General features: G+C 51.4%; 16 protein-coding genes and 1 tRNA gene. 6 read left to right on the top strand and 11 right to left on the bottom strand.

What is annotated here, in order from left to right; genetic code table 11:
• Nucleotides 1–118 precede the first annotated feature (118 nt).
• The 3 genes from SH451x_RS06035 to SH451x_RS06025 are packed head-to-tail and all read right to left on the bottom strand — an operon-like array spanning nt 119 to nt 5,648.
• Nucleotides 119–1,147, bottom strand: a complete 1,029-nt coding sequence (locus SH451x_RS06035; RefSeq protein ID WP_479361545.1) for an endonuclease/exonuclease/phosphatase family protein — start codon at nt 1,145–1,147, stop codon at nt 119–121.
• Nucleotides 1,144–2,046, bottom strand: coding sequence for a formyltetrahydrofolate deformylase (locus SH451x_RS06030; RefSeq protein WP_479361544.1), 903 nt, complete (start codon nt 2,044–2,046; stop codon nt 1,144–1,146). The genes SH451x_RS06035 and SH451x_RS06030 overlap by 4 nt, the downstream gene beginning before the upstream one ends.
• A 44-nt stretch (nt 2,047–2,090) precedes the next feature.
• Nucleotides 2,091–5,648 (bottom strand): PPi-type phosphoenolpyruvate carboxykinase family protein, encoded by a 3,558-nt coding sequence (locus SH451x_RS06025; RefSeq protein WP_479361543.1) that lies wholly within the window; start codon nt 5,646–5,648, stop codon nt 2,091–2,093.
• Nucleotides 5,649–5,903: 255 nt separating this feature from the next.
• On the opposite strand from SH451x_RS06025, the gene SH451x_RS06020 reads away from it, so the two are divergent.
• From SH451x_RS06020 to recG, 3 genes are all read left to right on the top strand, one after another.
• Nucleotides 5,904–8,402, top strand: a complete 2,499-nt coding sequence (locus SH451x_RS06020; protein WP_479361542.1) for a c-type cytochrome — start codon at nt 5,904–5,906, stop codon at nt 8,400–8,402.
• Nucleotides 8,403–8,457: 55 nt separating this feature from the next.
• Nucleotides 8,458–9,213 (top strand): RsmE family RNA methyltransferase, encoded by a 756-nt coding sequence (locus SH451x_RS06015; protein ID WP_479361541.1) that lies wholly within the window; start codon nt 8,458–8,460, stop codon nt 9,211–9,213.
• Nucleotides 9,214–9,309: 96 nt separating this feature from the next.
• Nucleotides 9,310–11,445: an ATP-dependent DNA helicase RecG gene (recG, locus tag SH451x_RS06010; RefSeq protein WP_479361540.1), complete on the top strand. Its 2,136-nt coding sequence runs from the start codon at nt 9,310–9,312 to the stop codon at nt 11,443–11,445.
• Between the two features lie 157 nt (nt 11,446–11,602).
• On the opposite strand, the gene SH451x_RS06005 is transcribed toward recG, so the two are convergent.
• The 5 genes from SH451x_RS06005 to SH451x_RS05985 all read right to left on the bottom strand — a co-directional run bounded on the left by SH451x_RS06005 (nt 11,603) and on the right by SH451x_RS05985 (nt 17,209).
• Nucleotides 11,603–11,908 (bottom strand): type II toxin-antitoxin system RelE/ParE family toxin, encoded by a 306-nt coding sequence (locus SH451x_RS06005; protein ID WP_479361539.1) that lies wholly within the window; start codon nt 11,906–11,908, stop codon nt 11,603–11,605.
• Nucleotides 11,905–12,102 carry a hypothetical protein gene (locus SH451x_RS06000; protein WP_479361538.1) on the bottom strand — a complete coding sequence of 66 codons (198 nt, stop codon included), beginning with the start codon at nt 12,100–12,102 and terminating at the stop codon, nt 11,905–11,907. The genes SH451x_RS06005 and SH451x_RS06000 overlap by 4 nt, the downstream gene beginning before the upstream one ends.
• A gap of 83 nt (nt 12,103–12,185) precedes the next feature.
• On the bottom strand, nt 12,186–12,782 hold the full coding sequence (locus SH451x_RS05995) for a hypothetical protein (protein WP_479361537.1): 597 nt from the start codon (nt 12,780–12,782) through the stop codon (nt 12,186–12,188).
• 231 nt (nt 12,783–13,013) lie between these two features.
• Complete coding sequence (locus tag SH451x_RS05990) at nt 13,014–14,657, bottom strand: outer membrane protein assembly factor BamB family protein (protein ID WP_479361536.1); 1,644 nt, start codon at nt 14,655–14,657, stop codon at nt 13,014–13,016.
• Nucleotides 14,658–14,962: 305 nt separating this feature from the next.
• Entirely contained in the window at nt 14,963–17,209 is a 2,247-nt protein-coding gene (locus SH451x_RS05985) for an outer membrane protein assembly factor BamB family protein (RefSeq protein WP_479361535.1), read from the bottom strand.
• Between the two features lie 233 nt (nt 17,210–17,442).
• On the opposite strand from SH451x_RS05985, the gene SH451x_RS05980 reads away from it, so the two are divergent.
• Nucleotides 17,443–18,429, top strand: coding sequence for an SMP-30/gluconolactonase/LRE family protein (locus SH451x_RS05980; RefSeq protein ID WP_479361534.1), 987 nt, complete (start codon nt 17,443–17,445; stop codon nt 18,427–18,429).
• A 345-nt stretch (nt 18,430–18,774) separates the two neighbouring features.
• On the opposite strand, the gene rpsG is transcribed toward SH451x_RS05980, so the two are convergent.
• From rpsG to SH451x_RS05965, 3 genes are all read right to left on the bottom strand, one after another.
• Complete coding sequence (gene rpsG / locus SH451x_RS05975; protein WP_479361533.1) at nt 18,775–19,245, bottom strand: 30S ribosomal protein S7; 471 nt, start codon at nt 19,243–19,245, stop codon at nt 18,775–18,777.
• Nucleotides 19,246–19,327: 82 nt separating this feature from the next.
• Nucleotides 19,328–19,696 carry a 30S ribosomal protein S12 gene (gene rpsL / locus SH451x_RS05970; RefSeq protein ID WP_479361532.1) on the bottom strand — a complete coding sequence of 123 codons (369 nt, stop codon included), beginning with the start codon at nt 19,694–19,696 and terminating at the stop codon, nt 19,328–19,330.
• A gap of 83 nt (nt 19,697–19,779) precedes the next feature.
• Nucleotides 19,780–19,862, bottom strand: a tRNA-Leu gene (locus SH451x_RS05965).
• A gap of 503 nt (nt 19,863–20,365) precedes the next feature.
• Between SH451x_RS05965 and nusG the strand changes: the two genes are divergently transcribed.
• Together nusG and SH451x_RS05955 are read left to right on the top strand one after the other, a co-directional pair.
• On the top strand, nt 20,366–20,920 hold the full coding sequence (gene nusG, locus SH451x_RS05960) for a transcription termination/antitermination protein NusG (RefSeq protein ID WP_479361531.1): 555 nt from the start codon (nt 20,366–20,368) through the stop codon (nt 20,918–20,920).
• A gap of 335 nt (nt 20,921–21,255) precedes the next feature.
• On the top strand, nt 21,256–23,007 hold the full coding sequence (locus tag SH451x_RS05955) for an archaeosortase/exosortase family protein (protein WP_479361530.1): 1,752 nt from the start codon (nt 21,256–21,258) through the stop codon (nt 23,005–23,007).
• Nucleotides 23,008–23,030 lie beyond the last annotated feature (23 nt).

Raw genomic sequence — 23,030 nt, 5'->3', positions numbered from 1 at the left:
ACAAAAAAGCAGTTTGCGTGTTCGCAACCGCATACAAGAATGCAAATTTAACTCAAGTTAGCCCAATCGGGCAAGTCTTGCCGGTTTACCCGACAAACCTATGTCGCCTTTTCGAATGTCATTTGAATTCGAACGTAGCGAGCAGGGGATAATGATCGCTCAAATCGCGTTCGTTCACTTCTTTCGTATAACGCGTGTCCCAATGGTCCAGGTCAGGGCCATCGCCGACAATGGTGAACTGCGGCTGAGCTGCGATCGATTTAAAGACGATATCGATTTTCGCAGGATCGTCTTCGATCATTGACGGCGAAACTAAAATCCGGTCGAACTCGCGCTCCAACACTAGGTGAGTGCGACGTTTTTCTGGCGATGCAAATTCGTGCAAGTCTCTAAGGTCATCGGTCGTATCTGCCGTCATCTTGCCTAAAAGAAAATCGATCCCATCGTCTTCTTCCAGCTCGGTACCATAACGACTCTCTAGGTTCATGTCGCCCAAGACAACCACATTCTCGCCTGCCTTTACATAGTCCGCCACCCATTTGTGAGCCAGATTGGCTTGGCGTCGTCGAAAGCTGGCCGCTTCGGCTGTCGCTCGAAAGTGCACATTCAACATTACCAGCGACTCCGTCTTTCCATCACTTGTCTGCCACTCGAATTTACCGATGATGTGTTTCGAAAGGTTATGGTAGTCGCGGCTGTCAAACATCTCCTTGCTTTGTTCGCGTCGAGAATATTCTACAAGCCCGCTCTGATACAGAATGGCTACGTCTTGTTCGGTTCCCAGGTCGAAGCCATCGATAAAAGCGACTCGATAAGTTTTTTGATGTTGCTCTTTCAGCACCTTGATCAAATCGAGCATAACATCGCGATTTTCCACTTCTTGAACGGCAAGGATCGTAGGAGCCATTTTGCTGATTGATGCTGCAATCGCATCGCGTTTCCAGATCCACACCTCGTTGTTAGGTGGCGCCTGCTCCTTAGCGATCTTGCTGCGATTGTCGCTCGGATTCGCATCAAAGAACCACTCCAAGTTCCACGTTGCGATTGTCAGTTCTCGCGGCGCATTGTCTGCCAAAACGCTTGGTAAAAACGCCGCAATTACAGCCAACCCAACCGCAGATTGTGCTAGTAATTTTGAAGCATTCATAAGTCCTGTTTTTCTCCGCTTGATGTGACTTCGAGCTTGCTCAAACTCTTTGAACGCACAACTCGGTGAAAGTGAAGCTGGACTTCTCGGGCAACCACGCGGCGTACGCCTTCGACCAGGCATTTCGGCTCGTTGTCAGACTGACCAAAGTCGATAATTTCTTTGAGAGGAGTGCCGTGTGGAACCACAAAGGTCCGCTGATTGATAATCTGATTGCCCGCGTCCAGCTCCGGCACAATAAAATGACATGTTGCTCCAAAAGTCAGCATACGAAACGCGAAAGCATCGTGATACGGACGCAACCCAGGAAAACTCGGCAAGAGTCCATGATGAAGGTTAATGATCCGACCACCAGCAAACTTCCAACATGTGTCTGGCGGTAGCACGCGCATATATCGCGCTAAAACGACATAATCGACATCGTACTTATCAAAAAGTTGCACCATCTTCTGATCATCGGCCGCTCCGTCTTCCAAACCGATATATTCCCAAGGCACATTGAACTCTGCTGCTAGTTTTTCACAGCGTTTTCGGTTGCCTAACATTACCGTCGCTTCGGCATCGATTGTTCCATCAGCAATCGCTTCCAGAATTGCCCTGGGTGTGGACTCCAGATAAGTCGTACAGATGGCAACTCGTGGCCTATTCACCCGAGAATCGGGAGACCAAACGCGAATCTCGAGGCCGGTTGCTTTCCCGATCGACTCCATTTTCTGGCGGATTGGGTCGAGCTGATCATCGCGAATTTGAATGCGGCACATCATGGCGAACACAGCTAGTTCGTCATGATCGTACATCTGAATTTCGGCAATGTTCCCGCCACGCGTTGTCACGTCATGGATAATTGGATCCGCCAGCCCAACATTGTCTGGACCAACGGCAGTGATGACAATTTCCATGAACGTTTTACAATCGCGACAAACAAACAATTAAAGGGGAAAGACTAATCTCGATAGATCGTTGGATCAACACCCAGCGTCCCGTCGATCCGCTGAAGATACGTTTCACTGCGACAGTATTCCAAGCGTTCGGCGGCGTCAGCAAGTCGTTTTTCCAACTGCAGACGAGTGATGACCGACTTGTGCGTCGTTCGATTGCAGTACTCGGTCAGATAGTCAACGTGCCGCTGCCACAGTCGCGTGTCAACTTTTTGCTTGGTCAACATACGCTGTTTGTACCAATCACTTTTGAGCATTTTTTCCCGGTCAAACAGCTCGACAACTTCGGGCGATGTCTGATCTTTGCCGTTATAACTACCCTTGGCCATAATTTCTAAAAGAGCACGTAGCGGCGGAATCGCAAATTCAACCGATCCATCACCAAAGTACTGCTTGGCTACGCGCGCTTGGACTTCACAGATGTGCTCAATTCCATCAACGTATGCTTCGAAGTCTTGTTCCTCGGGCTTCAAAATTCTCGAGTCGAATACCTTGCTAGGATTGTCAAAGACACGTCCAAAGAAACGTCGAACAAACCTCGAAGTTATCCGGTATCCTAGTCGCGATGCATGAATCGTTCGCCCCTCATGCTCAAAGTCATTGAGCCGTTCAAGCAATCCGTTGGCAATCATAAAGCGGGGTTCGCGTTCCTCCGGGAACAACCGGCACCAGATTTCGGGAACGAGCATACTTACGTCGTGTCCAACCTCTGTTTCAGGCCCGATGTGACCAGCGGCACTAGAAAAGCCGCCAAGACCTGTCAATATCATGCTCACGAGAGCTGCATTCAAATCATGAACGGGAAGCAGCGCATTGAACGGGCCTTTGGTAAGCGCCCCTTCACTACCCGCACCGGTCGTTGACGGACTCTTGCCAGTCAAAGAACAAATGTAGTCCATGAACAGTTCGGGCAAGTCCTGGTAATGGATGGGATTGTAGACCGCCAACGAGCGAATCCCAGCTTCTTTGTCAGGCGGATTGTTCCTACGCCCCGATAGGACCGCGCTTACTGGAATGTGCAATGCTGCGTTGGCCGGAGTTGATCGCGCCAATTGCATCGCTCGCATTGCAAGATATCGATCGCGAGGATTAATCAAATCGGGTCGGTCTTGAAGGTACCGTGGGTTCTTGCTCGGCTTGCCATCAACCAAACGCGGATGCGCGTTGCTGACAACATACTCTTTGTCATCTTGATCCAAGAAAGATTTCAAGCGTTCCTTCATCGGTTCGGTATATTTGTCAAACTCCATCACCGAGGAATATTCATCTTCGACATTCTTTTTAGTCAGCGGTTCGTAGTTGCAGAAAAAGTTGCCGCCGCGCGACATGTCGATTTCCGTCTGCTTGTCGAAACCGCGATGAACCGCATCATCCGGCCTTTGAAACAGCCGATATTCGCAGTTGGCTACAAATTTGTAACTGAGTTCATCTTTGACGGCTGGCAGATTGGGCAAGTACCGCCCCGGCGCAATCACCGACGAGGTGATGTCGTCCTCCAACTGGATCTTATCAGCAGCAGCAAAATCTTGTCGCAGTTTGTACGTCTTCCATCGACCTTGCTGGTCTAATGCGACGCGAAGATAGAGCCCTACGAGTTTGCGGCTTCCATACTTTAACTCGTGGCCGCTTGCCCCGTTGACAACGTCGACGCCAAAATGATTCCGCCAAGAATCGCGCCAATCAGGCTTGGCAAAACGCTTGATGACAAAAATCATCGCGTAGATATAACTTGGAATCGACTCCAAGAACTTGTTATATTCTTCAGTGTAGTCCTGCGAGGGTGTAAACAGCTTAATAACACTGCCCAGCGATCGCCGTGGGTCTAAGACCTTACGTGAAGATGACTTTGAGTAGTCAGGTTTCTCTTTCGAATCTGCTTTCCATCGATTTGTATAGTCGCGAGCCAAAATTTTATCGATCAGATCGAAATCTTCGTCGACGTTTGCGACGAAAATCGGGCCTGCTAGCATGTAGTCGCGTAACGACTTGCTAATTTCGCTCTTGCCACCACCGCTCACCGTACAAGGCTTGTGGCACACGGTACCCTCGCCGCTGGTTCCCACTAATCGCCACGACGGTGCCCATGGATGTTTTTCCATTTTTAAGCGGTAGCCGCTGGGCGCGATGTAAACCTTCGACGGCTCAAGGCGAATCGATTTTTCGAAGCCGTTTTGCACCCAGGTGACTCGTTGCTTTGCAAGACTAAAATGAGCGCTCTCGTTTACGTAAACGATATCGGAACAGTTCTTGTCAACGCCATATCCATCCGGGTGCAATTCGATGAAATGGTCTCCGTAGTCTCTTGCCACGTCAGCGAACGTTCGCCCATTGTAACGACGTGAGTCAAGTTGGAATTCTTCCCCCAAGTGATGAGAAGGGAACGCAATCGTTCCGCCAGCATGCTCTTCTTCGACATTGCCAAGCAAGTTTGCCGCAAAGCTGATCTGAGTCTTCACTTCCTTCTTGCAGTAGCCATAGTAATTGTCGGCAATCAGCGTCACGATGACCCCTTCGCTAGTTCGGCAAGTCAGCTTGAATGCTTGTCCGCCGTTATAAAGCTCAGATTCCTCTTTCCACGCCATTCCCTGCTTGCGTTGTTTTTCAGTTGCATCGTCCCATGCAGGAAGCCCTAAATCCTTTTTGGTGCATTTCGTTAAATGCGGAGCTAGGATCACACAGCCCGTGTGACCAGTCCAGTGCAGCACATCCAGCGCTGCATCGTTTTCTGGAACAAGTGGATCACCAGCGTTGCCAAAAATCGACTCCACGAAATCCAAGTTCGCGACCAACGCTCCAGGAGCGAAAAACCTAATTTCCATCGTTTTTCGCCGACAAAAGCCTTCTACGCGAGGGCAAACTAGCGGGCGAACCAGCAACGACACAAAGGTTAACGCTGGATCTTTTGCATCTGCGGTAAACGGCAATTTCAGCAGCGAATCAGGTGGCAGAAATGCGCGGCGAAACATTTCCGCAAACACCGCCTTCGGTACTGCAATTTTATCATCCGGAATCGGCAGTCCGCCTTCTGTTACATGGAAAGTACCCGCCGTAGTACGACGATCGGCAGCCGGATTGTGGAGCATCCCATTGGCCAAGCGATACGACTTGACATACTCGTTTGACACCATCGAACCGTCCGAGGGGATCGCCAGCTCCCGCGCAACCCCGTGTCTATCTAGTACAAACGTCTGATCGGGCAAGCGTAGTGGTGATTCAAGCTTAAGATCTTCAAAATGACGCGAGAGAAAACCTTCAATACGGCTGTCGATAGGGGCTCGCAGTTGCGAGAGCAAGCGATTCTTTTCTTCCAAGTTCGCGAGCACGCCTTCGGGAAGTTCAACTCGCGACTTTGCGACTTCGTCCAGCACAAGGTCGGTAGCCGCCATCTCGATGTAGATGTATTGCCGCAGCAATTCATGCGCTCGCTCGTTCGTGTCTTGATGCCGCGACCACGAAAGCGAATTTTCGCGATCGACGATTCCTTCCCAGCCATCGGGAATCGCTGGGTCTTTAATGAGGCGCGAGATTGCGGACTGTTCGGATGACTTGCTGGAAATCGTCATAGATTGCTTCGTTCTGAAAAAGTTTGAGCGATCGTGAATACATCTGGTTCGTCTGCCCGTAACCACAAAGAATATAACGGAATTGGAGTAGCTCGTTGAGGTGCGAGAGCAAGCAATTTAAACTCAGAAAATGATTTCCAGACCGTGCATTTTTCTTTTGGTGCACAATCTACCCTTGAAATATGATCAAGGGTCTAAGATCATGAATACCCCCCGCAATATTATTGCCCCCTCGCCCCTCAGGATATCACTCGAATGAAAAAGTCTTGGAAAGCAGTCCTATCGCTGCTGGTTCTCGCCGCCAGTTGCTCTACGGTCAACGCCGAACTGCGAACAACGCCTGTCGATGCCTTTCGCGTTCCCGAAGGTTTCCAAGTCGAATTGGTTTACGAAGTTCCCATTAACGAACAAGGCTCCTGGGTCGCGATGGCCGTCGATAAAGATGGGACTCTGATCGTAAGCGATCAATACGGCGGCCTTTATCGCGTAACATTGCCCGAAGACGGCAGCGCTGATGCTTCCAAAATCAACGTTCAACCAATCGCTGCGTCGGTTGGAATGGTCCAGGGCATTTGCCCGACGGAGCACGGCCTGTACGTGAACATCAACGGCAACAGTGCTGAGGGAAGTGGTACCTACCGACTGCAAGACCTTGATCATGACGGCACTTTCGAGGATTCCAAGCGGATTATTCCGATGTCCGGCACCAGCGAGCATGGTCCACATGCAATCATTGTTGGTCCCGACGGCCGCTTGTACACGTGCTCGGGCAACGACAGCGAAATCCCCAATACAATCACTCGCTCTCGAGTCCCCAAGGTCTGGGGGAACGACCACTTGTTAGGCCGCATGCCGGACGCTCGCGGTTTTATGGCCAACCGGATGGGGCCGGGTGGATTCGTGCTCAGCTTCAATCCCGATGCTTCCGACGTCGAGCTGGTTGCCTTGGGTTTTCGCAACGAGTATGACATCGCATTCAATAAGCAAGGCGACTTGTTCACGTACGATGCAGATATGGAATGGGACGTCGGCACGCCCTGGTACCGACCGACTCGAGTAAACCACGTTGTTAGTGGCGTCGATTTTGGATGGCGAAACGGTACAGGTAAGTACGCCAGCTACTTTGCCGACTCATTCGGTTCCGTTGTTGACGTCGGTTATGGCTCGCCGACAGGCATCGCTTTTGCCTACGGCACGAACTTCCCGGAGCCATACCAATCGGCGCTTCTGATCAGTGATTGGAGCTATGGCGTGATCTACGCTGTTGAACTCGATCCCCAAGGCGGCACATATACCGGCAAACTAACGCCATTCATGTCCGCTGCTCCGATGCCTGTCACCGATCTGGTCGTTCGTCCGCAAGATGGCTGCCTTTATGTTGCCGTTGGTGGACGCAAAGTACAGTCGGCCCTGTATCGACTAAAGTATACTGGCAACGCTCAAGCGAACGCCGCGGCGACCGTGCAATCGATGCCAATCGAAGCGGAACTGCGACGTAAACTTGAACAGTATCATTCCCCTAGCGAGGATGAAGCAGCTATACAGTTGGCTTTGCAACACGTCGGCAACGAGGACTTTGCTGTGCGGAGTGCGGCGCGCATCGTGCTCGAACATCAGAATCCATCGCAGTGGCGCGAGGCGGCTGCGAAACTTTCCTCACCTTCAGCAAAAATCACAACGGCTATTGCACTCGCTCGAACCGGAGAGCCAGCCGACCAAACACCTCTTGCCCAATCTTTGGCAAAAATCAACTGGACAAGTTTAGATGAAACCGGCAAATTCGAACTACTGCGTGCTTACCAGTTGATTTGCCTGCGATTAGGAGATATCAACGACGAGAACCGCAATTTGATCATCCAACAGATTAATGCTCACTTTCCAGACGAGAACGATAACAACTTGGTGAATCGTGAGCTCGCCCAACTCATGCTTTACCTTAACGCAACGGAGGCAGTTGCAAAAAGCGTCGCGTTACTGTCCACCAGCGGTGCTGCCGACGACCAGATCCACTACGCACTGTCGCTGCGTGAAATCGAGCAAGGTTGGACCCCGGAGCTGCGAAAAGCGTACTTCCAATGGTTCTTTGACGTCGCATCGGCACGGGGCGGTGAATCATTTGGCGGCTTTATCGACAACATCAGAAAAGCGGCCATCGCAAAACTTGACGATGGTGAGAAAAAGGAGCTCGGAGAGTTGATCGAAGCAATCCCGCAGCCGATCGATCCAGCCCAAGAACTACAAGCGCGATCCTTTGTTAAGGATTGGTCGGTAGACGAATTGGTGAAGAACGCAGAGGAAGCAAAAACCGCAAACTTCGAAAACGGCAAGAAGCTATTCGCGGTCGCTCAGTGCTACAAGTGCCATCGTTTCGCTGGCTTGGGAGGCATACAAGGCCCTGATTTGACGGGGTCAGGCGGACGTTTTTCGATGCGAGATCTTTTGACGGCAGTCGTAGAGCCTAACAAAGAAATTAGCGATCAGTATCAAGCAACTCAGTTCTTGACTGAAGACGACGAAGTCATTACCGGCCGTGTCGCGAATTTGAATGGGAACAATCTGATGATTTCAACGAACATGTTGGACCCGGAAAAATTTGTCTCCGTCAATCGGCAAAAAATTGTGGAAACCAAGCCTAGCCCCGTTTCCATGATGCCCTCCGGATTGCTAAACACCTTCTCGGCCGAAGAAGTAAACGATTTGATGACCTACTTGCGTAGCGGCGGAAACCCAAAATCCCCGTTGTACGTAAAGTAATCCGTTCAGTTTCCGTGAAAGCGGAGGTCTTCCCCCTCCGGTGCATCCTCAAATAATGCGAATCTATGTTCCTCACTTAGCCGCCGACAGCTATCTCCAGCTGCCTGCGGAGGAGGCCAAACACGCGACTCGCGTTATGCGACTGAAAGATGGCGATGCCTGCGAACTCTTCGACGGCAAGGGGAATATCGCTCGCGCTACCTTGGTCGATTGCGACCGCTCGTCGGCAAGCGTCCGAGTTACTACAGTTGAACATGAACCGAAAGAGCTTCCCGGCCATGTAACTGTAGCGATAGGACTGCCCAAAGGTGATCGCCAACGAAGCGTTGTAGAGCGAGCCACCGAGTTAGGCGTAACCGTCCTGCAACCGCTAGCCTGCGAATATAGCGTGGCAGAAGCGACAGAGAATGCGATCAACCGCGCGAAACGGACTGTAATTGAATCTTGCAAACAGTGCGAGCGAAATTCGCTGATGAATGTCGCTGAGGCACAGGATTCGATCGATTTCTTTCAGTCTTTCAACGCGAAACACAATCTGTCGCTGCTATGCCACCCCGGACTGCCAGCATCGTCGCAAGGCGACTTGACCACACTCAGCAAGTGGGCGGAAACGATAGCGGAGCAGGGAATGGGGATTGCGCTGGCCATTGGGCCCGAAGGAGGCTTTAGTGACAAAGAAGTAGCAATCGCACTGCAAAACGGCTGGATTGGTTTTGATCTGGGAGAGCGAATCCTGCGAGTTGAAACGGCCCTTACGCTAGCTGTATCGATGGCAACAATCTGCCTGGGCCCAGCCAGATCTCCGGAGTAGCTGCTGGTTTGATCCAGCGAAAAAGTCGATCGCACGAGACGGGAAAATTGATAGAATGGTGCGTCTGTTTCCTGTCGCTATCTCAGATGAGTGATCGTGGCCGACCTTCCACCCAGCACCGCTAATGTCACTAGCGATCTATCGCGTTCTCAAAGCGGCGATCGATTGCTTCGCACATCGTTGGAATCAGTACCGGCGATCGGGCAACAGCGGGCCGCACTCTTTCGAAAGATGGGGATTCGCCGACTGGCAGACCTGCTTTTCTTCTTCCCACGCGATTACCAAGATTCGGTCGAACTGCAGGAGTACCATCAGCTCGTTTCCGATACACGGTGTTGCGTCGTGGGAACAGTCGATTCGATTGAAAGTAGGTATCTGCCCGACGGCCGCAGCACGGTGGGAGTTCTCATGAAGCTCGACAATAGCGGCTTTGTGCGGCTTGTTTGGTTTAATCAACCTTTCAGGACTAAGAACATCGCCCGCGGCGATCGGCTTCAGGTGACTGGCGTGGTTAAAAGTACCGGTGTCTCGTACGAAATGCGTCACCCTGACTTTATTAAATTGGAACCTGAGGAAGTGGCCGTTGCCGGAAAACCGCTGCCTATCTATTCGCTTACAGAAGGCCTCAAGCAACGTCACGTCAAAACAGCAGTGGAAGCAGCCATAGAACAGTTGGTCGATTCCATGGAAGATGCTTTCACGCCGACTTTCCTGCTCGATAACGAACTTCTACCGATCCGTGATGCAATCAGGCTCATCCATTTGCCGATGACAATGGATGAGGCCAATCGAGCTCGACATCGTTTTGTGTTTCAAGAGTTGCTTGTTTACCAACTAGCGCTTGCAATGCGGCGTTCGAAATTGAAGAACCAGCAAGCCGCGCCGTCGATAACCAAGAATGGAACATTGCATCATCGAATCCTCAAGCGTATCGGACTAAAGTTGACCGGTGACCAAGAGAAGGTCATCGAGGAGATTTGCGCCGATATGGCTCAACCGGTTGCCATGAACCGATTACTGCAAGGAGATGTTGGCAGCGGCAAGACTGCTGTGGCGTTATATGCCATGTTGTTAGCTGTCGCCAACGGCTACCAGACAACGTTTATGGCTCCGACCGAAATCCTGGCTAGGCAACATTTTGAACGAATCCGAGATTCGCTCACGAACGCGGAATGCGAAGTAGCACTACTCGTGGGCAGTTTGACAGGTTCTGAGAAGGACGACCTACAACACCAAATTGCACTCGGGACCGTTGATATTGTAGTAGGCACCCAGGCGCTGCTGAGCGAGAAAGTGGAGTTTCATCGGCTTGGACTGGCAGTCATTGATGAACAACATAAGTTCGGCGTCGCTCAACGCGCGAGTCTGCGCGGTTCGCAATTTCAACCGCACTATTTGGTACTATCAGCTACCCCGATCCCGCGTACGCTTTCGATGACGGCATTTGGCGATCTTGATGTTTCAACGATTCGTGAAAAGCCACCTGGTCGCGAGCCGGTTAATACCTATCTAGGTTCCGCAACCCAGGAAGAGAGCTGGTGGGCATTCGTGCGCAATAAAGTTAGCGAAGGTCGACAAGCGTATGTAATTACGCCACGTGTTGTTGCAGAAGAAGCATTTGATGTCGCCGGAGCGATTCAGACCTACGAGCGACTTAAATCGGGAGAACTCGCGGGCATGCGAGTCGGATTGTTGCATGGCCGCATGGACGCAGACGAGAAACACGAGACCCTCACTCAATTCTCGCTGGGGAACATCGATGTCTTAATCGCGACTACCGTTGTCGAAGTCGGAATCGACGTCCCCAATGCGACTGTAATGACGATTTTGGATGCCAACCGCTTGGGACTGGCTCAACTTCATCAGTTGCGTGGTCGAGTCAGCCGCGGTGTTCATCGTGGTTATCTATGCGTCTTTGCATCGGCTGGAATCGAGCCGTCAGAGCACCAGAAACTCGTGGCATTCTCAAGGACCGACGATGGTTTTGAGCTGGCCGAAATGGACATGCAGATGCGGGGGCCGGGAAACCTGTTGGGAACACAGCAAAGCGGGCTACCACCTTTTCGCATTGCAGACCTCATCCGCGATCGTGAAGTAGTGGAGCTCGTGCGTGGAGTTGCTCAGCAAATGGTTGAACGCGATCCAGAGCTTTCCGCTCCCGAGCTCGCTCGACTAAAGCAACAAGTCATCAGCCGTCACGGCGGCATGATCGACTTCGGCGACGTTGGTTAAGAGAGTGGACGATTCCGACTCGATGCTTCTGACCAGTCAAGTACGAGACTTTGTCGAGTTGATCCGCTGCGTTTTATTGCGATTTTTGTTCGATTCTCGCATTTCTTAAGCTTGAAAGGCTGAGATTTTCTCTGCCGGTGGTGTGACCAACTACGTGTTATCCGTCGAGTTCGGATGGGCTATCCGGTAACGGTTTTGCACCGTGTATGACAGCAACAATATGAATTGTACCGGGAGTTATGAGGTAGATCAGGCGATATGAGTATTCGACAACCTCACGCACTTCCTCGCGGTTGTATTCGGGGACTGCTTGACCAGAATATGGAAAAGCTGCGATTTGCTTTGTCCGTTTGGTAAGCCTGTCTACAACACTCAGCGCGTAGCGGGGTGAGTCTTGTGCAATGTAGGCGTAGATTCCAGTGAGGTCAGATATTGCACTGCGCGTCCATAGGACCTTCATCATTCAGGCAATCCAAAACGTCTCCGAACTTCCTCGACCGACAGCGTGTCACCAGCGGAGATATCTTTTAGCCCGCTCTCGATTTTCTGCCTGACATAGATCCTGTACATGACGTCATCCCAAGATGCGTTTTCTGGCAGAGTTTGGATTGTCTCGTTGACCTTGATCTTAATGTTGTTATTCGCAGTGTTTGACATTTCCATTTCTCCTTCACTTCGATTGTCCCATAGTCGAGGACTCGTCACAAGGCACGCCGCTCGGCCCTAGCAAACTAGCTTATTTACCTAGCGAAATTGACTTTGTAGACTGGCGACGATTTTTTCTGCTGCCACAGAGGTTGATCCCACATATTAGTACTCGAGGAGTGTTTCAATATCTGCAGCGATTTGATGTTAGGTTGTAACTTTAATCTCAGCTCTGAAATTGCACTTAGCCTCGCAGATGCGACGGACAAATGTTCGAGCTTCGGCAGGTTTGCCAGAATTAGTGTCGTTCCGCGATCTGTTAGACCGCCGTCGGCGTCTGGCGGAACCACTTCCAGACCTTTGGCCCCAGGCCAGATCGCAAGTCGCCGCAGTTGAGGGTAATTTTTTAGAATCTCGATCTGCGAATCCGCATCGGAATCCGTAGTTGGATATAGGGTAATTGTATCGATTTCTGAGAAGTAATCTAACCCGATCATCGTAACGATCCAAGGCGGAATCGCTAGCGAGTCATCCTCGTACGTCACGCGTCCGCCGAGCCTTTCAACTGCAAGTGCAACAGCTTTCTGACGTTTGCTTGAGTCAACCCAGCGATATGCAATGACAGTGATAGTTACGAGGAACGCTGAGACAATAAGAATGCTGAGACGGGTGAATCTGCGCCAAACTTTCATTTCACATCCCTGTTCGCGACAAAACTATTTTTAGTTACTGTTTGCTTGTTATGTTAGGGCGCGTGGATGCGATTTTCTCGGTTTGCAGTGTAGATATTTTTTGTGACATTGTAAAAGCGAGCCTGGACCGGGGATTGGAAATGTGCATTCAATAGAGGGCGCATTATGCAGCCCTCTTTTGATTCGTTTCCAACTGATGGAGATTGAGTGAACGCTCACTCCCTATCTTCGCTATTCAGCCGGTTCGCTTTTTGCACCTTCTTCGATCGCAAACAATCGATTCCGGTTTGCAATAAACAACGTGTTGTTCGCAACGATTGGCGTCGTGAATACTGCCGACTCAATGTCCACTTCGTCGATCAGTTTCATTTCCTTCGACAGTTCGAAGATTGCGATCTCTCCATCAGCGTCGCTGATATAGACCTTGTCATTGATCAACAGAGGGCTGGCCCAGGACTCAGATAGCATGTCATATGTCCAGTAGCCTTTTCCAGTCTTAGCGTCGACGCAATGCACCAGTCCGCTGAAGTCGGCGATGAACAGCAAATCGTTTTTAATCGCTGCAGTACCACAAGTACGATGCATGGTCGTTTCGAATTCACTTGGATCGGTTCCGACGTAATGCCAAACAGCAGCCGAATTAGGATTGTCGCGTTCGAAATCGCCTTTGTCCTTTTCAAGAGCTTGAAGACGTTTTGGAGCAATTGGGTCACTCGGGTTCGAACTGTTGTATACCATGGTCGGGCTCACGTCGCCGCGTTTGGTCGGGTCGATGCACCAGAGATGCCCGCCGCCTTCGCCATGCTCAGGATCTTCGCCAACTGCAATATATACTAGGCCGTCGTAGACCAGAGGAGTTGCGATCAAATGGTTACGAGTTGCACGCGAGAGCAAGTACAGCGAGTCTTTCGGATTGCAGTCGAACTTCCACAAAAGTTCCGACTTGCCATCTTTGCCTTCAGCTAGATAGCTATAAAGCCAGCCATCGCCCCCAGCAAACAAAACTTGGTTAACTCCGCCAAGTTCCGCAACCGTCGGCGAACTCCATTGCCCATGCAAAATGTTTGCGCCCGGGGCGTCGTCCTGCCAGAGTACTTCTCCCGTATCTTTGTTCAAGCAAAGAAAACTAGGAGCGTTCGCCTCAGGTACAGCGATGTGACTTTCATCAACACCATTGCCAGTGTTAACAAACAGCATGTCGTTAAACAATGTCACGGAACAAGAACACATGTTGTGTTGGCTGGTCCCCAACTGCTGCATCATGTTCAATTCCCAGACCACGTCAGCTTCATCTTCGGCTTCAAATTCCTCACTCTTGTATGGCCCATTGTTCTCGCCATCACGGAATCCTTCGGTGTCCAAACAAGTCACCGTGCCGCGACTGGTTACGTACCACAGGCGGTCGCCGTCAATGATTGGAGCACTGCAGATGCCTTGGTCTGGCCAATCGTGCACACGACCACTCGGAAGCTTTTTATTGCTGTGCTGCCACAGGAAGGTTCCATCTTTTTCGTTGAAACAGAGCAGCACCCCCAAGTCAACGTTGTTCGGAAAACGCGAAAGATACGCTGAGGCATTATTGGTGCCGACGTAAACCTTACCGTTAGCAACGACTGGATTGCCGTACGTTTCGGAACCAAGTGGCATGGACCACCGAATATTCTCACCACTTCCGACGTCCCACTCTACGGGAACATCCTGGTCTTTTGGAGTGTTGCTTCGAATTGGTGAGCCACCCCATTGTGGCCAATCAAGTTCGCCAACGTTTAGCTTCGAAATTCTTTTCGCCGTTTCCTCAACTGGATCAAACGCATGGAGTTGAGCGAGGGGATAGGAACTGGCGAACATGGCCAGCAATAGATGTTGGATTTTCATAGGTTTCGTTATGAGAATGGAAAGCTGTAATTGCGGGTGGCCTGAAAAAAGCGACCGCTCATAAGACGACTGTTTTAAAGGGAAGGTCTTAGCTGGTAGGAGGAACGCTGGCTTAAGGACTCGACCTGCGAGCCAATTTGTCGTCAACGTTCCCAATCAAACGTAGTATCCTGAGCGTTGTAGGTAAAGGAACTTTACGTAGTAAAATGACAACTGGTGCGATTCGGTTACTGCGAAACGCTCGGGAATTTGACTTTCGAGCGTTCCTGGCACATCGCAAGGCCCTCGCCGGACCGCATCGGCAACTAATTCGGAGTAACCCGTACGTTGTCGACGTAAAACTGGGCATCGCCCGAATTGCCGAACAAGCCGGGGCTACCTTGCAAATTTCCGACTCTGTCTGTCGCTTCAATTTGCCATTCGGCAGGCTCTTCTTCGCCACGCAGCCAGACTTTGCCTCGCAAGGTTGCTTCAGATCCCACGGTTTCGGACTGGAACTTCATTGTGTACCACGTCTTCTGTTTCCATTCAAAAGGGATAGTTTTCGCGAAACGACTTTCCAAACGTGGCGTCCAAGAGCGAATTTGCAGATTTTGGGAGCCGAGCATATCAAGTGTGTACCGCTGAGCGATCAGCCCCATGTCGGGAAGCCGATCAGTTTTTGCCTCTCCTCGCATATCGGTTGCATAGAAATCAGCTTGAACCGTGTAGTCATGCATGTCAGGCCAACCAAACCAAGCTTGCGAACGCGTTCCTTTAGGAATCGTACTGATTTTCACAAGCCCTTTATTTCCTTCAAATTCCGTTGGCTGGTGCCGATACGCCGCTCCGATCCAAGTCATGGGGACGACACCACTGTCAAAGTTTTCTTCGATAGGCAACCCAGGGATTACACGGACTCGAGCAACGCTTGTGAGTTCCCCGCTCTTGGCAGTAACCATGCATGGCAGTGCCGATTCGGTCTTGGGAGCCACAAACGAACCATCCACAATTTCACCGCCTCCTTCAACAGAGATCTGGGCGTCTTTGACGAGTCGAACAAACTGTCCGTGTTTGTTGTAACCACGCACCTGCATGGCAATAGACTGACCTGGCTTCAACATCATCTCGACAGGCGCTAGCTGAATATGGCTGACGGTCTCGTCAGTCTTGACGGACGTCTCTTTTTTGGTCGGAGGCAACTCGGTATAAGTTGAGTCGTTTTCGGCCGATCCAATACAATATAACGCCGTGATGGAAGGGAGGTAGACGCGTCCGGCGTGAGCGATCGGCGAACCGAAAAACTCACTTTCGTCTTTCATGCGGGTGTTGCTGACAACTTCAACACCATCGTCGGAAGGCTTTAGGATGTAGGTTCGACCGGAGTTTTCAGCGGCGTAGATCTTTCCGTCGCCGTACATAAGCGACCCGAACATGGCGCGGCCAAGCTTTTTGGAACCAACCTCTTTGCCGCTGGCCGCCTCAAGGACGACCAGTTTTCCGCCGTCCTCAACGACGTAGACTCGGTCTTCGATTTTTAACGGTGCACAGCGACTGACGGTCATCCCGGGTATTTTCCAAAGCAACTTGTCTTCCGCGATTTCGCCGGTTTGATTGCCGTCAAATGCAAACATAGCCCCCAAAACGGTCCGGTTCGATTCATTTTGCTCTGCGTGCCCGCAATATACGATGCCATTTTCATCGACCAAAGGAGTCGTGTTGATCCCGCGGGGGGATGCCTGATACTTCCAAATCATTTTTCCGGTGCGCGGTTGCAATGCATACACCGCGCCATCCGCTGCACCAAACACCATCGCCGCTTGTCCGTTCAACACGGTGTAAACGGGAGTACTGTAGGTGGTGTCTTCCGGCCGCAATCTTGTCGAAAACATCCAAGCAGACATGCCGGTAGATTTATCGAAAGCAACAAACCGATGCGCCGGAAGGGCCGTATCGCCCCAACCGGTCATCACGGCACTTACAATCACCAAGTCTTCGAAAACAGTTGCTAAGTTTGTTCGGCCCCCATATGGGCTGATCATTCCATACTCTTCCATCATGGAATGCTCCCATACGATTTCACCGGTATCCCCATTCAAGCATTGAAAGACGCCGTTAATACCAAGCACATACACTTGATTTGTTTCAGGATCTCCTACAGGACTGATCCAACTGACGCGTTCAGCAGGGGCGTCGGAGAGAAATACATTGTGAACGCTTTCCCAAATCCGTTCGCCAGTTTTAGGATCAAGGCAGACGGTCTTTTCGCCTTCCTTTGTGGTTTCTGGGTTGTCGCGGCAGACGATATACATTTTATCGTTCATTACAATCGGAGTCCCCCGAGAGGCATACTCCTCTTTTCGCCACAGCAAATTTTCACCGTCAACAGACCACTGTTCAGGCAAGTTCGTTTGGTACGCATGGCCATTCATCATTGGACCACGCCAATGTGCCCAGTCACGCTTTTCAACGGCTTCGTCAGACGATTGCTCCTGTGCGTAGACGAGCGTAGGCCCTCCTGCGATCAAGATCGCCACCGTCATCTTTACAATATTCCACTTCGAAAAAAACATATTTTTAGCGTTGTTGAGTGTATGGGAAGAAACTTGGGCGTTAAGATTAACCGAGGCTGACAATCTGAGCCATTCGACATCAGCCACTAAGCAACTCATGATAACGGATTGCAAATCGTTCGGCCATCACACGTTAACTCTCAGAAGAACACCAAGCCGTCGCAGAAGTCCGACCCGCCGGCTTGCACAGCAAACCCCGAACCATTCGAGCCAAACTAACAGAATCTGATCTTATGCTACGCCGACTTAATCCTCGCATGTACCGAGACCTCCAACGCGAAGAACACGGGCCCTTTGTGACCACACTTGCCTTGATAGGGGGACTTACGTCTGCCATGCTGCTTGCCAGCGTTGCCAACATCGCACTGGCCCAGCCAAACGCTTCGACGGAAAATACCACCGAGAATCCGTCCGCCACGCCTTCTCGAACGCCGGCGTCACGTCTTCAAACCGGGGTTTATCCACTGGATGGCGTGACTACCCCAAGCGGCAACACGCTTATCGTCGACCGCAATCTTCCCGGGATTTGGAACTATAACAACGACAAATTAGAAGTTCTGACTCAAGGCAGCAAGCAATTTCGACAACCGTTAAACGCCGTGCGTGCCATTGCTGTGTCGCCTGCGGGCAAGATTTATGTCGGCGATTCGGCTACTCGAGAAATCTATGAGGTCCTTGCCGATGGAAGCACTAAACCGCTAACAAATGGACTAATCGGAGTTCCCGTCGATTTGGCCGTGGCGAGCGATGAAACTCTTTACATCGCAGATCTGGAACGACGAGCAGTCTGGAAATGGAAGCCAGGAAGCGACAACAAACCCGAGGTGTTTCTGGAAAAGGCGAACGCTCGTGGTCTAGCTGTCGATAGCCAAAACCAGTTGTGGGTGCTCTCGCAAAACAGCGAACAGCTATTGCGTTACGATTCGTCAGGCAAGGAAACAAAGGTCGTTGAATCGCGAACTTTCCAGTTTCCCAATAACGTCGCAGTCGACAAGTCTGGCACGGCTTGGGTCAGTGACGGCTACGCGAAAGCAGTTTGGAAAATTGCGCCGGGTGCTGCCCCTGAAAAAGCCATCGAATCGGACCTGTTCCAAAATCCAGTTGGACTCTTCTGGGTCAACGAGGAACTAGCGGTGGTCGATCCACATGCAATGAAGGTCTTTGTCGTTGACGCTCAAAATAGTGTCAGGGAATGGATCACAATCTCCGATCCAAAATAATTCAGACTGACTGGAGCGCCGTCGGCTTGCATCCGGTGGCGGGCTAAGCGGCGGTCGCAACTGCCCAAGGAATCAGCGCCGAACGCAGTCAGTCTGCAAGCCACTGCCATAACAATTCGACAACCGCTCGCAGTCCAACTTTCCTCGGCGAGCTCGACAACGCAGCGGATTTCGGAAACCAATAACCAATCCTGCGAGCAGCTACAAAAAAAGCGAGCCGCAGTAGGCTCGCCATGTTTCAGGAGTCGCTAACGACTCGCTCGAAAAGCTAAATATGATTCTCGGTTTGAGCGGTTGCCGAGTTGGAAGATACTGTGCAACCCCGAATGCAAACCGCTAGCAAAATTACCAAGCAAAGTGAGCGAACGCTTTGTTAGCGTCAGCCATACGGTGCGTGTTTTCACGTTTGGTGATAGCAGCACCTTCTTTGCGGAACGCACCCAGCAGTTCATCAGCAAGCTTGAGATGTGTCGCGCGGCCTTTTTTGTCGCGTACGGCAGCAAGGATCCAGCGGAAAGCCAGCGATTGTTGGCGATTGCGATTTACTTGCATTGGAACCTGGTACGATGCACCACCCACACGTTTCGAACGAACTTCGATGTACGGCTTTACGTTTTCGATCGCTTGTTCGAAGACTTCGATTGCAGGACGATCAGGAATCTTCTTTTGAATTTCGTCCAAAGCGTCGTACAGCACGTTGTATGCAGTCGTCTTCTTGCCATCGTACATCAAGCAATTAACGAACTTTGCAGCCAGCAAAGAATTGAACTTCGGGTCTGGCCGGAGCGTGGTACGAGAGGCAGTGATCTTTCCCATAGATGTAACTTGATCGAAAACGACGAAAAGCAGTAAGGATGTACGGAGAACGGAACGTTATAAAATCAAACGGCGACCAACACTAAGGCTTCTTCGCACCGTAACGGCTGCGAGATTGCTTACGGCCAGTCACGCCCAGTGTATCGCGACTACCGCGAACGACTTGGTAGCGAACACCTGGCAAGTCACGGACACGACCACCGCGGATAAGAACAATCGAGTGTTCCTGCAGGTTATGGCCTTCCCCAGGAATGTAAACGGTTACTTCCTTGCCGTTGCTCAAACGAACACGGGTGATTTTTCGCAGAGCCGAGTTAGGCTTCTTAGGAGTCATCGTACGGACCAACAAGCAAACGCCTTGACGCTGTGGACATTTGTCCAAAACGGGGCTCTTGGTGGTCTTGCGTTGAACTTGCCGAGATCGGCGAACCAATTGATTGATGGTTGGCATGGAAAGCTTCGAAAACGTTTAACAAATTAAGTTTGCTGTGAGTCATTCCTGGAATGCTTCAGGAAATCCCCGCAACAGGCGAATACCAAAGGTGGGACTCGAACCCACACGGGTGTTACCCCACTGGATTTTGAGTCCAGCGCGTCTGCCATTCCGCCACTTTGGCCCGTAGACCGGCAGCAATGACGCCACTGGTTGCCCGGAAGGATCGAAGAGTTTAACCGCAGGGAGGCTTTTCGAGCAAGGGCTATAAAGCAGCTTTTTCAGGGAACTTTGCCTACTTCTTGACGCGATCGGTCCTAATCAAGTTTTCCAGGTCCATTGCTAGCAGTATCGTCATCACGCTGCAAACGTGAACAAGCTGCCCAGCATGTTTTATCAGCGCACGGAACGCCATTCGGACTGGACGCCCAGCAAGTGGCTGCGGAAAACTCCGAATGTCCATTAAACGCCATCTCTGCAGCCGTACCTTTTACGGGTTGCGCGAGTCCTGAGGATGCTTCAGCATTTTCGGCGATTCGAGGTGCGCACAGTCATGCCGTTTTGTTACTTTTTTGCGAAATCGCTCGACGCCACCAGACTCTGGGCAATAATTAGCTGTTGAAAGCCATCTGGAATCCGACTTTCAGCGGACATCAGGAAATTTGGCGCAATTTTAGGGACGGGTACATGCCTCTATTGGATGCAGAAATCGATCAATGGCCACCAATTCTTTTGATGGCCGACGATGCTGCCGAAAAGCCGTGGTGGGCGATGTATACCTTAGCACGCCACGAAAAAAAGCTCATGCGGATGCTGGTTGAACAGCAAATCGCTTTTTATTCGCCGGTAATCCGTCGCCGATATCGCTCGCCCAATGGCCGGCTTCGGGTAGCGTACGAACCGCTATTTACGAATTACGTTTTCGTCCAAGGCGAAGAAGATTCGCGTTACCGAGCGATTTGCACTGGTTGTGTCTCCCGCTGTTTAGAAGTTACCGATCGTAACAATTTTATCGACGACATGCGGCAGATCCACCAGTTGATCGCTACCGGCGAAGCTGTCGCGCCGGAAGCCAAAATCATCGCCGGCCAACTGGTTCGCGTTAAAAATGGTGTGTTTAAGGGATTCGAAGGGCGTGTGCTCCGACGGGAAAATGAAGTTCGGTTGCTTGTCACGGTCCGTTATATGGGACAAGGAGCAAGTGTTGCACTCGATGACTGCCAACTGGAAGTTATCGGTTAGCCACGGAGCGCAGCGGCAAGCCTACGGACGGACCTAGCTTACTCCGGCTGGCCGCTGAATCAGTCGTCGCTCCGACTTAGAAAAGCGGGTGGTCGTCGAACTTTACGAGTGTTTCGGCGACCAATGCTGGACATCTTGCCCAAATGGATTCGTCACCGAAATCTTCCGCGAGAAATCGTGAATGAAGTTTTCATGAACGGGTGACGAATTTGAATCTCAATATCTACAATGCTCGTAGAGATGGTAGTGAAAGTCACATCGTTCTCGAACCAATGCCAACTTGTCTATCTGGAAATGGGAATTGAAAGCGAATAGTATTCGCTTTGAGTAATCGAATGGAACTTACCACAGAGCAACTGTCTGCCTCCCAAGAGATCCCGACGACCGTCGAATCAGGTAATATACAAAGTTCTGAAGGGATCGATGGATTTTGGGTTACGTTCGCGGCCGTTCTCCCGTTGCTCGGCCTGCTGCCAATGCTGTTTGTCGAAGCGATCTTTCTTTGGAACCGAGCTCATTATCGGTACGTGCCACTGGCTCTCCTTGCCCTTCTGACGCTCATCTTCTTGCATTTCCGCCCCGCCGCCCCTGACAAAACGCGAGTTATGGCGGGCGCTATACTTACAGGGTTGGCGGGCCTATTCGGCGTCGCTTCGGTATACTTTTTCATTGCCACTTTGGCGCATCTCGCCGTAACGCTACTCCTATGCGGATGGCTGTTAGGCCAACTGGGTGAAACGCGTATTAGCCGCGTGTTGGCATTAACTCTGCTCCTCGCTTCCACAATCCCGCTCCCCTGGGGGCTCGACACAGCGACGACGGGAAGCTTGCAAGATGTTGCTGGCAGTTGGACAAGCGGCGCTCTTGATGCAATGGGCATCCTTCACTTGCACGAAGGGCAGTGGATAAATTCCCGATTCTTTCAGCTTCCAACCACGCGTGTCGGGGGCGGCCCCGACAGCGTATTCCTGCTCTTTTCCTTTGCCGCGTTACTCGTCGCCGCGCGGCGTCACGGAACACTTGCCGCCGCGATCATGCTGCTCAGTGTCCCCCTCTGGTTTCTATGTTACGGGACTCTCTCGCAACTGATCTTGGCAGTTTATGCAGATGGACAACAAGTCACTGCGCCCGATTTGCCGGTGCTACCTGTTCGTATTGGAGTGTTGATTCTGGTTGGCGTTGCAATGATACTTTTTGACGTCGCTACATCCTCACTGTTGCGGCCGGCAGCGTGGTCAAGCTCGGTCGACGACCAATGGCTTGAGGAAGAAGAGACGCTCGCAAGCAAGCCGCCGATTACTGAAACCAGCAAGGTGCCTGTCTGCCGGTTTATCTCGATCCCCGCAGCCGCGGCGATGTTCCTAAGTGGCTTGCTCGCGACTTACATGATCGCAACCAACTCCGACACCGCATTAAGTTCTACAGCGATCCCCGTCGCATCGCTGGCTAACATCGCCGTCGCCGACACACTTCCGGAGTCTCTTCAGGAGTGGCAGCAGAGCGACTACCAAGCGAGCATGGTGCAGGTGAAGGATGGCGGGATCGCTCCTGTTTTTGACTGGAAGTACGTCAGAGGTTTGGACCGCGTCGAGTTTGTTCTTAATGTAGGGCAAAAACCACCCGCTTTGATCTCGGGCTACGAGCAGCAAGGCTGGCGTGCAGTAGTTTGGTCAGACAATGAGCCAGATGCAGGGCAAGTCTTGCAGACTCCGAGCGGCGTCCCATATCGTTTTATGAGCCTACGCAATAGTATTGGCCAACGGGCGTTTATATTGGCTTCGGAAATCTCGACGGACGGGCAGATCACTGCAGGTGACGCTCAAGCGGCTGAAGAGTCGTCAGCTTTTGAATCGATATTCAGCAAACTTTCCAAAGACGAAGAGCAGGCGCAGCGTGTCGCATTCCATGCCCACTTGATTCATATCGCAGTTTCCGACCTAGCGACGCTGCCTCCTGATGTAGCCCAAATCTATGAACAGCTGGTAGCTCGGATCAGCCAAGAGACTGTAGCTGGTTTTGCCGCAGGCACAACGGAACCTCCCTTGACCGAGGCGTCAACTCAAGTTGCAGAGCCAAATCCGAATTGAGTACCTAATTAAAGACGCCGTTG

It is taken from the genome of Njordella aestuarii (assembly GCF_056494165.1).
This window is presented reverse-complemented; position numbering and strand designations above follow the sequence as displayed.